This is a genomic window from Vibrio sp. 3-2(1) (assembly GCF_963887575.1).
GTDB lineage: Bacteria > Pseudomonadota > Gammaproteobacteria > Enterobacterales > Vibrionaceae > Vibrio > Vibrio anguillarum.
The window spans coordinates 15,776-28,989 of sequence record NZ_CAWPGB010000004.1; the positions used below are offsets into that span (position 1 = coordinate 15,776).

General features: G+C 48.9%; 14 protein-coding genes. 7 read left to right on the top strand and 7 right to left on the bottom strand.

The genetic code is table 11. The annotated features are described in order from the left end of the window. Positions 1–32 precede the first annotated feature (32 nt). On the top strand, positions 33–1,427 hold the full coding sequence (locus tag AACQ79_RS01280; RefSeq protein ID WP_047688004.1) for a uracil-xanthine permease family protein: 1,395 nt from the start codon (positions 33–35) through the stop codon (positions 1,425–1,427). A 103-nt stretch (positions 1,428–1,530) separates the two neighbouring features. Here AACQ79_RS01280 and envZ read toward each other — a convergent pair whose 3' ends face one another. The 3 genes from envZ to AACQ79_RS01295 all read right to left on the bottom strand — a co-directional run bounded on the left by envZ (position 1,531) and on the right by AACQ79_RS01295 (position 4,773). Continuing rightward, positions 1,531–2,835 carry a two-component system sensor histidine kinase EnvZ gene (gene envZ / locus AACQ79_RS01285; RefSeq protein ID WP_013855410.1) on the bottom strand — a complete coding sequence of 435 codons (1,305 nt, stop codon included), beginning with the start codon at positions 2,833–2,835 and terminating at the stop codon, positions 1,531–1,533. 80 nt (positions 2,836–2,915) lie between these two features. Beyond that, the gene (gene ompR, locus AACQ79_RS01290) at positions 2,916–3,635 is read right to left on the bottom strand and encodes an osmolarity response regulator transcription factor OmpR (protein WP_170899613.1); all 720 of its coding nucleotides are present in this window, start codon (positions 3,633–3,635) and stop codon (positions 2,916–2,918) included. 151 nt (positions 3,636–3,786) lie between these two features. Beyond that, a complete protein-coding gene (locus AACQ79_RS01295) occupies positions 3,787–4,773 on the bottom strand; it encodes a DUF3187 family protein (protein WP_170899614.1) in 987 nt (328 codons plus the stop codon). Positions 4,774–5,055: 282 nt separating this feature from the next. Here AACQ79_RS01295 and AACQ79_RS01300 point away from each other — a divergent pair, with 282 nt between their 5' ends. Both AACQ79_RS01300 and AACQ79_RS01305 read left to right on the top strand, forming a co-directional pair. Then, a complete protein-coding gene (locus tag AACQ79_RS01300; RefSeq protein ID WP_017049380.1) occupies positions 5,056–5,709 on the top strand; it encodes an oxygen-insensitive NAD(P)H-dependent nitroreductase NfsB in 654 nt (217 codons plus the stop codon). A 3-nt stretch (positions 5,710–5,712) separates the two neighbouring features. Further along, positions 5,713–6,003: a putative quinol monooxygenase gene (locus tag AACQ79_RS01305; RefSeq protein ID WP_013855414.1), complete on the top strand. Its 291-nt coding sequence runs from the start codon at positions 5,713–5,715 to the stop codon at positions 6,001–6,003. Between the two features lie 7 nt (positions 6,004–6,010). Here the strand turns inward: AACQ79_RS01305 and AACQ79_RS01310 are convergent, their stop codons facing one another. Both AACQ79_RS01310 and AACQ79_RS01315 read right to left on the bottom strand, forming a co-directional pair. Continuing rightward, positions 6,011–6,943 carry a LysR family transcriptional regulator gene (locus AACQ79_RS01310; protein WP_013855415.1) on the bottom strand — a complete coding sequence of 311 codons (933 nt, stop codon included), beginning with the start codon at positions 6,941–6,943 and terminating at the stop codon, positions 6,011–6,013. Continuing rightward, positions 6,927–7,691, bottom strand: coding sequence for a tRNA (adenine(22)-N(1))-methyltransferase (locus tag AACQ79_RS01315; protein WP_249339222.1), 765 nt, complete (start codon positions 7,689–7,691; stop codon positions 6,927–6,929). Before AACQ79_RS01315 ends, AACQ79_RS01310 begins: the two co-directional genes overlap by 17 nt. A 181-nt stretch (positions 7,692–7,872) precedes the next feature. Here AACQ79_RS01315 and AACQ79_RS01320 point away from each other — a divergent pair, with 181 nt between their 5' ends. The 3 genes from AACQ79_RS01320 to AACQ79_RS01325 are packed head-to-tail and all read left to right on the top strand — an operon-like array spanning position 7,873 to position 9,380. Beyond that, positions 7,873–8,223: a GlpM family protein gene (locus tag AACQ79_RS01320; RefSeq protein ID WP_017048724.1), complete on the top strand. Its 351-nt coding sequence runs from the start codon at positions 7,873–7,875 to the stop codon at positions 8,221–8,223. A gap of 6 nt (positions 8,224–8,229) precedes the next feature. Next, the gene (locus AACQ79_RS18345) at positions 8,230–8,328 is read left to right on the top strand and encodes an NUDIX domain-containing protein (RefSeq protein WP_256375990.1); all 99 of its coding nucleotides are present in this window, start codon (positions 8,230–8,232) and stop codon (positions 8,326–8,328) included. Positions 8,329–8,339: 11 nt separating this feature from the next. Further along, positions 8,340–9,380, top strand: a complete 1,041-nt coding sequence (locus tag AACQ79_RS01325; RefSeq protein WP_170899615.1) for an AbrB family transcriptional regulator — start codon at positions 8,340–8,342, stop codon at positions 9,378–9,380. A 48-nt stretch (positions 9,381–9,428) separates the two neighbouring features. On the opposite strand, the gene greB is transcribed toward AACQ79_RS01325, so the two are convergent. Beyond that, positions 9,429–9,911 (bottom strand): transcription elongation factor GreB, encoded by a 483-nt coding sequence (greB, locus tag AACQ79_RS01330; protein ID WP_010319306.1) that lies wholly within the window; start codon positions 9,909–9,911, stop codon positions 9,429–9,431. A 346-nt stretch (positions 9,912–10,257) separates the two neighbouring features. On the opposite strand from greB, the gene AACQ79_RS01335 reads away from it, so the two are divergent. Continuing rightward, positions 10,258–12,588: a Tex family protein gene (locus AACQ79_RS01335; RefSeq protein ID WP_170899616.1), complete on the top strand. Its 2,331-nt coding sequence runs from the start codon at positions 10,258–10,260 to the stop codon at positions 12,586–12,588. Between the two features lie 149 nt (positions 12,589–12,737). Here AACQ79_RS01335 and AACQ79_RS01340 read toward each other — a convergent pair whose 3' ends face one another. Further along, complete coding sequence (locus AACQ79_RS01340) at positions 12,738–13,208, bottom strand: hypothetical protein (RefSeq protein ID WP_026027513.1); 471 nt, start codon at positions 13,206–13,208, stop codon at positions 12,738–12,740. Positions 13,209–13,214 lie beyond the last annotated feature (6 nt).

The window sequence follows — 13,214 nt, forward strand, 5'->3', positions numbered from 1 at the left end:
CTAAGACAACAACGCACCATTAGGAAAACAGTATGACTATCCACAACGCTTCGCGTAAGTCTGATTTGGTTTATCAACTCAACGATAGGCCACCGCTACCCCAAACCATTTTCGCCGCTTTACAACATTTGCTAGCCATGTTTGTTGCGGTCATCACCCCTTCGCTCATTATTTGCCAAACACTTGGTGTTTCTGCCGAACAGACCAACACCATCATCAGCATGTCGCTGTTTGCATCTGGCTTATCCTCCTTTATCCAGATCCGCACCATTGGCCCGATTGGCTCCGGTTTACTTTCTATCCAAGGCACTAGTTTTAACTTTCTTGGGCCAATTATTGGCGCAGGCTTGTCATTAAAAGCGGGTGGTGCAGATATCAGCACTATGATGGCGGCGATCTTTGGCACCATTTTAGTCGCTTCTTTTGCTGAAATCCTATTATCACGAGTGCTGCAATACGCGCGCCGCGTGATCACGCCGCTAGTGTCAGGCATTGTGGTCACCCTGATAGGCTTAACACTGGTACAAGTTGGTTTAGTTTCTATGGGTGGCGGCTATGCTGCGCTCAGCGATGGCACTTTTGGCAGCTTAGACAAACTGGCGCTGGCGGGAACCGTGCTTGGACTTATCGTGCTGCTCAACCGCTCAAGTAACCCATACATTCGCGTAGCATCGATTGTGATTGCGATGTTCGTCGGTTATATCATGGCCTACTTGATGGGGATGGTGAACACTGATTCACTGAGTGAGACTGCCCTGATTGCCCTACCAATACCTATGCAGTTTGGTTTAGGTTTTGATTGGTCACTCTTTATTCCTCTGGTACTGATTTTCTTGATCACCGCATTGGAAGCGATTGGTGATATCACCGCCACTTCTGAAGTGTCGGGCGAGCCTGTCAAAGGGCCGATTTACATGAAGCGTATTAAAGGTGGTGTGCTAGCTGATGGTTTGAACTCCGCGCTGGCGGCGGTCTTTAACAGTTTTCCCAACTCGACCTTTAGCCAAAACAATGGCGTAATTATGCTCACCGGGGTTGCCAGCCGTTATGTGGGTTACTTTATTTCCGCCATGCTGGTGTTGCTCGGCCTGTTCCCGGGCGTGGCAAGCTTTGTACAATTGATTCCTGAACCGGTACTTGGCGGTGCAACCATCGTCATGTTCGGCACCATTGCAGCCGCGGGTGTGCGTATTATTTCCCGTGTGGATCTCGACCGCCGCGCGATTTTAATCATGGCGCTGTCGTTTTCGATGGGGTTAGGCATTGCGCAAAAGCCAGAGATTCTGCAATTTATGCCCGAGTTCATTAAGAGCATTTTTTCATCCGGCGTAGCGGCTGGCGGTATCACCGCCATTTTGCTCAACTTGCTACTGCCAGAAAAATTGCCACGCGAAGAAGAAGAACTCGAAGAGCTCAAAACCAACTGATTGCATGGATGGGCCCAAAAACTTCGGTCAGCAGCCGAAAAGACATAAACCGCAAACACAATGGGCTCAACTGAGCCCATTGTGTTATTTAGTGAATAAGCCCCTATTTGGTCGGGAAGCTCAGTTGCGCTTTGAGTCCACCTTCACTGCGGTTACTCACCACAACGCTGCCATGATGCTGGCTAACAATCCGTTTCACTATCGCCAAACCAAGTCCTGTGCCTTCACTGCCTCGCGCGGTATCACCACGCGTAAAAGGTTCAAACACTTTACTCACTTGGCTAGGATCAATACCCGGGCCATTATCCTCCACACAAACCCAAGCCATTTTGTTATCTGCGGTACTGCCCGTACTCACCTTAACCCAACCATTACCATAACGAATGGCGTTCACCACTAAGTTGCTCACCGCGCGTTTAATGGCGATCGCATTGCCAAAGGCTGGCTGCATTGGTAAATGCAGCGCGACATCGATTTTGATTTCGTAGCCCCCTTCGGCAGTGGCGACATCATTGGCGATCTCATTGAGATCAACGGCGGTAAAGGTCTGTTTATTGACGGGTTTAAGGTAGTCCATAAACTGACTGATGATCTCGTTACACTCTTCCGTATCACTGATGATTCCTTCGGCGAGATAACTCTCTTCTGGAGACATCATTTCCGTGGCTAAGCGAATACGAGTCAGCGGCGTACGTAAGTCGTGGCTGATCCCCGCCATCAATAATGAGCGATCCTCTTCAAGTGCTTGGATCCCTTTCGACATTTGATTAAACGCCAACGTCACCGCGCGAATTTCAGAAGCGCCTTTGAGCGGCAATGGCGGCGGGTTCTCACCTCGGCCAACGGCTTTGGCGGCTTTTTCTAAGGCAATTAAAGGACGATTTTGCAGACGAATAAACAGCCATCCCCCTAATACGATCAGTAACGCCATCACCAAACTATTGTGAAATAGTGGCGCAAAATCCTCTTTTTGCAACTCAGAGAGAGGGATGCGTATTAATGACCCCGGAAAAGAGTCCACTTTCATCCATAAAATATAACTCTCTTTACCCAAAATCATCCGCACATCGGTCGGCGAGCCGAGCTCATTGCTCATCTCCTCGCTCATCAAATCAATGCTGATGGCATCGTGATACTCTTGGGCCATCTCACTCTCTTCACTATGAATGGTGACGCCCAATTGTTCTAACACTCGGCGGCGCTGTAAGGCGTCCATTCCCAGCTTCGATGTATTGTTCGCCGCATCGTCCAGCATTAGGTTGATCTCATGGCCCAAAATCTTATTGAACTGCTGCAAACTGGGCATCAAAGCATAGTTAAATACGGCGTAATAAGAATACACTTGGCTGGCGATCAGCAATGAAAAGAAGAGCAAAATCGATTGAGTAAAGGAACTGCGAATGCGCATAGGAAAACCCGCTATGAACGTACTATCAAAAAGGCGACAAAAAAGCTCCTGTGGGTTAACCGACAGGAGCTGATTGAAATTTAAGACTCTTTACCATCTGGAACGAAGACGTAACCTAAGCCCCACACCGTTTGTATGTAGCGTGGTTTGCTTGGATCCACTTCAAGCATGCGACGTAAACGCGAGATTTGCACATCAATCGAGCGCTCCATTGCGGAGTATTCACGCCCTCTTGCCATATTCATCAACTTATCGCGCGACATTGGCTCACGCGCATTGGTGACTAAGGTCTTCAATACGGCAAATTCACCGGAAGTGAGCGGCATCGGCTCATCGCCACGGAACATTTCTCGGGTACCTAAATTCAGGCGAAACTCCCCAAACTCAACCACCGATTCTTCAGCACTTGGCGCGCCGGGGGCTTCAATCACTTGGCGGCGTAGCACGGCTTTGATTCGCGCCAGCAGTTCACGCGGGTTAAACGGTTTGGGCAGGTAATCATCCGCACCCACCTCCAAGCCAACAATACGATCCACTTCGTCGCCTTTAGCGGTCAGCATTAAAATCGGCAACATGTTATTGGCGTTACGCAAGCGGCGGCAAATAGACAAACCATCTTCACCCGGTAACATCAAATCAAGCACCATTAAGTGGAAGTTTTCACGAGTGAGCAGGCGATCCATCTGTTCGCTATTGGCGACACTACGCACCAGAAAATCTTGCTCTGACAAGTAACGCTCAAGCAATGCACGTAAACGCGCATCATCATCCACCACTAAAATTTTATAGTTTTCTTGCATCTGAGATCCCACCTAATTCTGAGCTTCAGCCAATATCAAACCGAGCGAGTAAAATGTAACACCGTTGCGGCTAAAATCATGCAAAGAATTGTTAACGTTTATGTCTTTTGTCGCGCTTCGTTGTTAGACACTAAGCGGATGACATCGTTTGTCAGTTCAGCTCTTTATCAAAGCGGCCAAAGCGATAGCGATAGCCTAAACCAAAGGCAATATCGGTGCTGTTATTGGCATTAAACATATTCTCGACCACAGTAACTTCAATCGCTGAATGGCTCATTTGATAACGATACCCCAAAATAAACTCGGTCGATGGTTTAGAAAAGTCATCCTCCCCCGTTGAAAGGCCTTGATAGAATGAGACCTGCCCAATCAGATAATGGCGTTCTAACCACTGATATCGATAACTGGTACCCATCGACCAAGTACTCGAATGATACTGTGTTTGGCCTGGTACATTGGTCGGGTTGCGAAAGGTGATAGCCAACAGCGTATCAAGTGCATGCTTACCTCTTCGGTAGCCATAATTAAGCTGCACCGCTTGTTCAAACTCAGACAGGTTGAATATTCCATGGTGTGGATCGTTGTAATAGAGTGAAACTCCCAATGACAAACCGTGATGAGGCTTATCCACCAGCTGGTACTGTAAATAACTGGTCAACGCACGGCTCAATGTCTCGCCTCGGAACGCTTCCTGATCAATGCCGTACTCTGGCATTTGAATGATGAAGCGATCGTTATCGACATCCTCACGCCCGTTTTGATCAATGCCAAACCAGTCATGAAAAGCAATGGTTAATCCATCTAAATGATTATTGGCAGCAAAGTTCCAACGATAATTAAGCTCAACCTGCCACTTCGAAGTGAGCTGCCATTTACCGCCCATTGCAAGCTGATTCTGGTAATAATCCAAACTATAGTGGGGAGTGATCGCCCAAATGCTGGCGATAGTCGCGCTGGTGTAGAGCTCCACTTCTTCCTCTTGCATCGAAAAGCCGGAGCGAAGTTGTGCAGAAAGGCTATTGGTATGCAGTGGCGATTGCACATAGCTTTGCGCAGGCCCGTAGTCAATGTCCGCCCACGCCGAGGGGATGGGAAGAGAAAAGAGAATAAACCAACAAATGCACTTACACTCCGTCATGCATACTCTCCGGCCAAAGCAACCTTTTGAATATATTAGACAATCATTAACGCTTAGTGAGTGACCATATCCCTTAATGATGATCTACCGTACACATTAAGTGTATGCGCTAATTCAGAAATATCATGAGATAGTGCTAACTTTTTCCGCAAGCTAGGGCGTTTTCAAATTCGGATTATCAAATTTTTTTTGAAAATGAATTAAGCAAGAGGCGGTTTCTTGTTTGGACTCAGTCCGTTATCTTAGCGCCATCTCGAATGTTATCTTCCCTAGGAGGGAAAAATGAATATTGTTCAAGCATCGCAAGCGCGCTATTCCACCAAAGCGTTTGACACCAACCGTAAACTGACTGAACAGCAAGTCGCTGATATTAAAGAACTGGTACGCATGAGCGCCTCTAGCGTCAATTCGCAGCCTTGGCATTTTATTTTGGCGGCTAGCGAGGAAGGCAAAACGCGTATCGCCAAAGCGGCGCAAGGTCAATTTTCCTTTAACGAACGCAAAATTTTGGATGCGTCTCACGTGATGGTGTTTTGCGCCAAAACCGATATTGATGATCACTACTTATTGACGCTGCTGGAAAACGAAGAGAAAGATGGCCGCTTTGCCAATGAAGAAGCCAAAACAGGCATGCACGGTGGACGCAGCTATTTTGTTAACTTGCATCGAGAAACGCTCAATGACGCCGAACACTGGATGCAAAAACAAGTTTATTTAAATGTTGGAACACTGCTGCTCGGAGCGGCTGCGATGGGCATTGATGCTGTCCCCATTGAAGGATTTGATGCCGAGGTGCTCAACCAAGAGTTTGGCCTGACTGAAAAAGGGTTCACCAGCTTAGTGATTGTACCGCTCGGTTACCACAGCGAAGAAGATTTTAACGCCAAGCTGCCGAAATCTCGCTGGCCAGAGCAAACCGTCTTTACTGAGTTATAAGCCATGATCCACTTATTAGCCGAAATCAAAGCCCTTCCCGACTCAATAGAGCGAGTGCAAGCCATGCTTGAAGCGCTGCTTGAACCGAGCCGCAACGAAACAGGCTGCTGCCAATATGAGCTCTATCGTGATAACTCGATTGACGGCTTATTCTTGATGCAGGAGATTTGGTGCTCAGAGGAGAGCTTGCAACAACACCAGCAGAGTGCGCATTTTCAGCACTTTCAACAACAGCTTAGCGAGCAAGAGGCATTGGAATACCTACAAATCCGCCCGCTAACGTTTGTTGGCTAATGCGGGATTAACTCTCACGCTGTTTGATGGCTGTCAGTACCGCTTGTCGTTGCTGGCAGCCTTTTCCACGAATAAATTCCTGAAAAGCGCGAATGGTTGGGGTGATCAAACGTCGATCTGCGCACACGATATAAATTGGCACTGGCCCACTTTCCCATTGCGGTAAAATGCGTACTAAGCGCCCATCAATAATATCCTGACTGATATCCATTAATGACTTATTGGCAATGCCTTTGCCTTTAACAGCCAATCGATGTACCACGTCACCATCGTTGCATGCGGGGTTTCCTTGCACTACCACACTCTGCGTTTCGCCCTCTCGGCTCAAAACCCACTTGTTATGCAGCGTGTCGGCCAGCATATAACAAAGACAATTGTGATGTTGCAGATCGTCAGGATGGAGGATAGGTGGATGCGTTGCCAAATATTCTGGCGAGGCGCACAACACGCGCTCGTTTGATTCACACAGCGGCATCGCAACCAAATTGGAATCAGCAGGATGGCCATAACGAATCGCAATATCCATCGGGTGAGCATACATATCCGCTAAGCGATCGGAGAGATCCAGTTTAACGATGACGTTCGGGTGCAAGGCAATAAATTCATCGATCCAATCCAGCAGTAAATTGCGCCCCAAATCCGAAGGGGCACTGAGGTGCAGCTTCCCCGCCAGTTGACCGCGCGCGCATGCTATCTGATCGAGCCCTTCTTGCAACGTGGCAAGGGCTGTCTGAGTTTTGGCGAGGAAAATCTCCCCCTCTTGGGTTAAGCGCATATGACGTGTCGAGCGGACAAAGAGCGGAAACTGCACCTGCTCTTCTAAACGGCGAATGGCGGCACTGACCGCGGCCGTGGTCAGCGATACGCTGTTGGCCGCCTTAGAAAAACTGCCTTGGCGTGCGGTTTCGACAAACAAGTTCAGATCATTGAGTGCTTTCATATTCTCCGCCTATTGGGCTATTTCCATCGCGAAAATTTCCATGACAAGTGATATTAATCGGCTGATAGGCTTGCCAACACTTTTGCGCGCTAACATCGCCGCCTTGCGCTTTACGCTGATAATGCTGTTGCAATTGCGTCAGATAACGCTGGGCAATCATTTTTTGCTCATCATTGGCCACTTGCCAGATCGATTCGCCGGCCAAACTAAGGAGGGGTAATTTTGGTTCTTTGCCTCGTACTGCAGGCGGATTAATCTGCACGTTCAGCAGCTCGTAGATACGCCGATTCTCTTCCACCAGTTGTTCCTGTTGTAATCTCGCGCCCAGTGTCATCAACTGTTCACGTAAGGTGTAGCCGTGATGCACAGGACAAAGCAGAAAATCGAACGAGCGATGCGGATAACGCTCAACCAGCGCGGCAATGAATTCACTCATTAAATCACCGCCAACCCCAGCGATGATCAGTAGATGCGAGCCAGAATGGCTATCAAGCGGCAAATCGCGCACATCTAGGCAATGTGTACGCCAGCGCGGTAACGCCGCCGTTGCAGGGAAATAGCGCGTTAAATCGAGCGTCACCTTTTCAATCAACGCTGGCACAATATCAACAAAATGCACCACACTATTTGGACAGCGCTTCAGTAATGCCGCGCCAAGCAAACCGTGATCGCAGCAGCAATCCCAAATATGATCGTAGTGACGGTTGATCTGCTGTACTAGTTGCGTGAGCCGTTTTCCTAATTTCATCTTTGCCCAACCAAGCCGCATGATACAACACGCCGCCGAATAAAAAGAGTGGTGGCCATTTTACTTGGATTTGAAGAAATGTTGCATAGAAAATAACAAACCCATCAATGAACATTTCTAGTTAACCTGTCAGTGATTTATAGTGAGCAACACTTAATCTATTCTGACAAAAGGAAATGTCATGGCAGCTCTGTTTTTCAAGTGCCTGCTTGGTGCGCTTGCCGTGTTGATCATCGCCCTGCTCTCCAAAAGCAAAAGCTTTTTTATTGCTGGTCTTGTACCGCTGTTTCCTACCTTCGCTCTGATTGCGCATTACATTGTCGGCACCGAACGCACGATGGAAGACCTGCGCACCACCGCGTTGTTTGGCCTTTACTCGCTTATCCCGTATGCGGCATATCTGTTGGCAGTATACTACTTCAGTTATTGGCTACCTCTCACCAGTACACTGGTATGTGCCACTTTGGTGTGGTTGGCATTCGCTGCATTATTGTTAGTAAGCTGGACACGTTTAAACCCTGCGATGGCCTAAGTCATCATCCCCGACGGTCATATCGATACGGGAGAAAGCCAAACGCAAGCACTACAACGTGAAGTGCTAGAGGAGCGGTGGCATTTACGCTGCACAATTTATTAAGGAAAGACATAATGTTCGAAAGAGCTTCTTTTACTCTGTTTATTCACATTGTGGTGATCGCAGCTGTTGCGGCAAGTGTGGGAAGCCTGCTCGCCATTCCGCTTTCTGAAATGTTTATTGCCGCAGCTTTAGTCATTGTGCTGCATAAAAAACGCCTCTTATCCATCCACGTTCCTAACGGGTTATTGTTGACGGTGCAAATTGTGCTCGGCATCAGCGTTGGGGCGACCATCAGTTTAAGTCAATTGGGCGAAACCTTAACCCTACCGGTGATTATCGGTTTGGTTTGCTGCTTAAGCTTGCAGATCGCCAGCAGCTTTCTTTGGCTCCGCAAAAGAGAAGGTTGGTCACCGTTTGAATCTCTACTCGGTGCGGTACCGGGCGCGATGGCAGCGATTTTGGTGATCAGCGAATCAAGCCTGACTCCTTCAACCAAAGTGGTTTATTCGCACTCGGTGCGCTTGATGATCCTCACGTTACTGGCCCTTTTTATCTCCAATAGCACACCCGACGCTGCCCCCGTTGAGAGCAGTTTGACGATTTACGCATGGTTGATTTTCTTTGCGCTTGCGCTGCTTAGTCTACTGCTGGGCAAAGGCTCGACCTTGCTCGGCATTCCCGCGCCCTATATGTTGGCGGCACTGCTGGTCACGGCCAGTTTCAATAGTTTTTCGACAGGCATTGCGCTACAACTTCCAACATGGATGGTGGTATTCGCCACCGCACTGCTGGGTATTTTGATTGGCGCACGCCTTGCCGATACCACATTGCGCGAAGCCATGGCTTATTCGCGCGCAGGTGTGATGGTTACACTGATTGGTCTGCTGGTCGCCGTCGCCATGTCTGGCTTGTTTGCGTTACTGCTGGATAAATCTTGGGTGGTATTACTTTTAGCTTGGGTCCCCGGCAGCGTAGAAGCGATGACCGCCGTCGCCCTACTGCTGGGCATGGAACCCGCGTTTGTGATGATCAACCACGCCCTACGGCTACTGCTGCTCTACTCGCTACCCGCCGTGTTGAAAAAGCCGTTAGAGGCGTTGCGAAGCAAGTGAGATGAGAAAAATGAGCGACCGAGGAATATTTTGAACCGAATACTCCGTTCACTGCCCTTTTTCATACTCAATCGAGTTAATAAACCACTCTTTGATACCGGTGGGCGTGGGCACTTGCACCTCGTCATCAACCTCTTTTTTCAGCAGAGCACGCGCCATCGGTGAATCGATGGAGATGTAATCTTTCGCGTCACCGTAAATCTCTTCTGGGCCCACAATGCGAAAGCGCTTTACATCACCCGCTTCATTTTCAATTTCCACCCAAGCACCGAAAAACACTTTCCCCTCTTGTTGAGGCGAATAATCAACTATCGTCACTTCCGGTAAAAATTTTCTCAAAAAACGAATTCGGCGATCAATTTGGCGCAGTAAACGCTTATTAAAGGTGTAGTCTGCGTTTTCAGAGCGATCCCCTAGGCCAGCAGCCCAAGTGACTATTTTGGTAATTTCTGGCCGTTTTTCATGCCAAAGATGGTCATGCTCTGCCTTTAATTTATTGTAGCCCTCACGGGTAATCAGTTTGGTCTTCAAGATCTTTTCCCATTACACACCGCCGCACATTCAAGGTAGCCGCAGGTTATACATTCATCACGATGGCTTGTTGCTACTATACTGTCATTTTCGCTCGGCACCAACTGACTGAGCTTATCTTTAGCCACCAAACTCATCTTCGGTTTTAGCGCTGCCAACGCTGAAAAATGACATCAAAATCACACGCGTTACGTGACCTCTTTGGCACAATCGGGTAGAAGGTTATCTCACTAATCTCATAACAGCGCGCCGTTAGACTAGAAATAAGTCTAACGTGCCCCAATAGTTACCCTATTCAAACCACCCTGAGTGGTGGTGCTACTGAACTACAAAAGAGAAACCACGGATGAGCCAAGCTATCTGCAAATTGATCGCACAAGAGCTAAATGTGCGTCTTGAGCAAGTGACAGCGACTGTCACACTTATTGATGACGGAAACACCGTTCCTTTTATCGCCCGTTACCGTAAAGAGGTCACGGGTGGGCTAGACGACACCCAACTGCGTACCTTAGACAGCCGTTTATCCTATCTGCGCGAGCTCGATGATCGCCGCCAAACCATTCTAAAATCGATTCAAGAACAAGGCAAACTCACCGCCGAGCTGGCACAAGAGATCAACCAAGCAGACAGTAAAACTCGCCTTGAAGATCTCTATTTACCCTACAAACCTAAGCGTCGCACTAAAGGACAAATTGCGATTGAAGCAGGGCTTGAACCCCTGGCAGACAAGCTGTGGAATGAAGCGCAAACCGACCCTGAAACCGAGGCCGCACACTATGTGAACACCGAGAAAGGGATCAGTGATATTAAAGCAGCACTGGATGGTGCACGCGCCATTATCATGGAACGCATTGCTGAAGATGCCAACCTGCTGGACAAAGTGCGCCGCCATTTGACGCGCAGTGCCGAATTGGTCTCTCGCGTGGCCGAAGGCAAAGAGCAAGCAGGGGAGAAATTTAAAGATTACTTCGCGCATAACGAAACACTCAGTAAAGTGCCTTCACACCGAGCATTGGCCATGCTTCGCGGCCGCAATGAAGGCTTTTTAAGTTTGAGCATGAATGCCGACCCAGAGCAAGAAGAGGGAGTGCGCCAATCGTATTGCGAAACGCTGATTGCACAACACTATGGCATTCACTTAAGCAGCGCCCCTGCCGATGGGTGGCGCAAACAAGTGATCAGTTGGGCGTGGCGCATTAAAGTGTCAATGCACATGGAAACCGAACTGATGGGCGCAATGAAAGAGCGTGCCGAAATCGAAGCGATTGAAGTGTTTGCCACCAACTTAAAAGATTTGTTGATGGCCGCACCGGCTGGTCCACGCGCCACTCTCGGCTTGGATCCTGGTTTGCGAACGGGTTCGAAAATTGCGGTAGTGGACGCCACGGGTAAAGTACTGGCGACCGAGACGATTTATCCGCATCAACCGCATAACCAACATGACAAATCAGCGAAAATTGTTGAGCAGTTGGTACGCCAATTTAACGTCGATTTGATTGCGATTGGCAACGGTACCGCATCGCGCGAAACCGATACTTTTGTCGCCGATGTCATTAAGCGCGGCAACCTGAAAGTGCAGAAAATCATTGTCAGCGAAGCAGGGGCCTCGGTCTACTCAGCCTCTGAACTGGCGGCCAAAGAGTTCCCCAATATGGATGTGTCGCTACGCGGCGCGGTGTCGATTGCTCGCCGCCTGCAAGACCCACTTGCCGAGCTGGTGAAAATCGATCCAAAATCGATCGGTGTGGGCCAATACCAACACGATGTCAGCCAGTCGATGCTCGCCAAACGCTTAGATGCGATTGTTGAAGACTGCGTCAACGCGGTAGGCGTGGATGTGAATACTGCTTCTGCCGCGCTGTTAACACGCGTGGCTGGCTTGTCTAACGCACTGGCGCAAAACATCGTTGATTATCGTGATGAAAATGGACGCTTCGCCTCACGCGCTACACTGAAAAAAGTCGCGCGCTTAGGGCCAAAAGCATTTGAGCAATGTGCGGGCTTCTTACGCATTATGGATGGAAAAAATCCACTCGATGCCTCTTCGGTTCACCCAGAAGCGTATCCAGTGGTGAAAGCCATCGCCGAAAAAAACAGCAAAGAGATCAAAGCACTGATCGGCAATAGTGAATTTTTGCGCAATTTACACGCCGTCGATTACACCGACGAGCATTTTGGCCTACCGACTGTCACTGACATCATCAAAGAGCTCGATAAACCGGGCCGCGATCCACGCCCTGAGTTTAAGACCGCGACCTTTGCTGATGGCGTGACTGAAATGAAAGATCTGGAAATTGGGATGATTTTGGAAGGCGTGGTATCAAATGTGGCCAACTTTGGTGCTTTTGTTGATATTGGCGTTCACCAAGATGGCTTAGTGCATATCTCTGCGCTGACTGATCGTTTCATTGCCGACCCGCGTGAAGTGGTGAAAGCGGGCGACATAGTCAAAGTCAAAGTGATGGAAGTCGATGTGCAGCGAAAACGCATTGCACTCTCGATGCGCTTAAACGATGAGCCGGGTCAAGATAACCGCAGCCAACGCTCTGGCGCAACAAGTGGCAACACGCGTTCGCATCAAAATAGTAGCCAACCGCAACGCCGTCGTGAAGAGCCACAACAAAACGCTGCGATGGGTGGAGCTTTCGCCGCCGCCTTTGCTAAAGCGAAAAAATAGCGGCGATGCGTAACTTACTGGATAAACGAATCACAGTGAAAAGCACCTAACCACGTCGCTCATATCAGAGCCGCAAAAAACACAAATCCCCACTGCGGCCAATGCCTAAGTGGGGATTTTATTTATCGCGATAAGTCGCATTCATCGACCTACAACACCGCAATCACTTCAGAAGGCGTATTGGGTGCAACCGCGTGACCATAATAGTACTTAATTACAGTTCGCCGGCGCGCCATTTTGCCTTCGGTTATCGCAGCATCAATAATGTGTTTAGGTAACCTAAACCGCATCGTATAGCTTTTACCTTGATCCTTGCTGTAGGTGGCGAGAGCGAGCAAGTCAAACAGCCTTTCGAGCTCGCTTTTCTGCTCCTCTTGATAAGAAGTCGATGTTTCGTATTCGGTGCCAACCTCATAGCTTGGGTGCTCTGAAGGGTCCCATGACGACTGTTTTCGTCTTTTATCATCCGCCTTTACCTTACGCTCAGCGTTGGTTTTAGCCAGTTCGACGGTTGGCATCACAGGGGCGCGGATCCGATTGTCACGCGCGGCCTGTTCCGTTTGCACATTAACCGATGGGGCGATAAGTGGCACACTTACGTTCGTTGGTGACACCATCATAGCCGA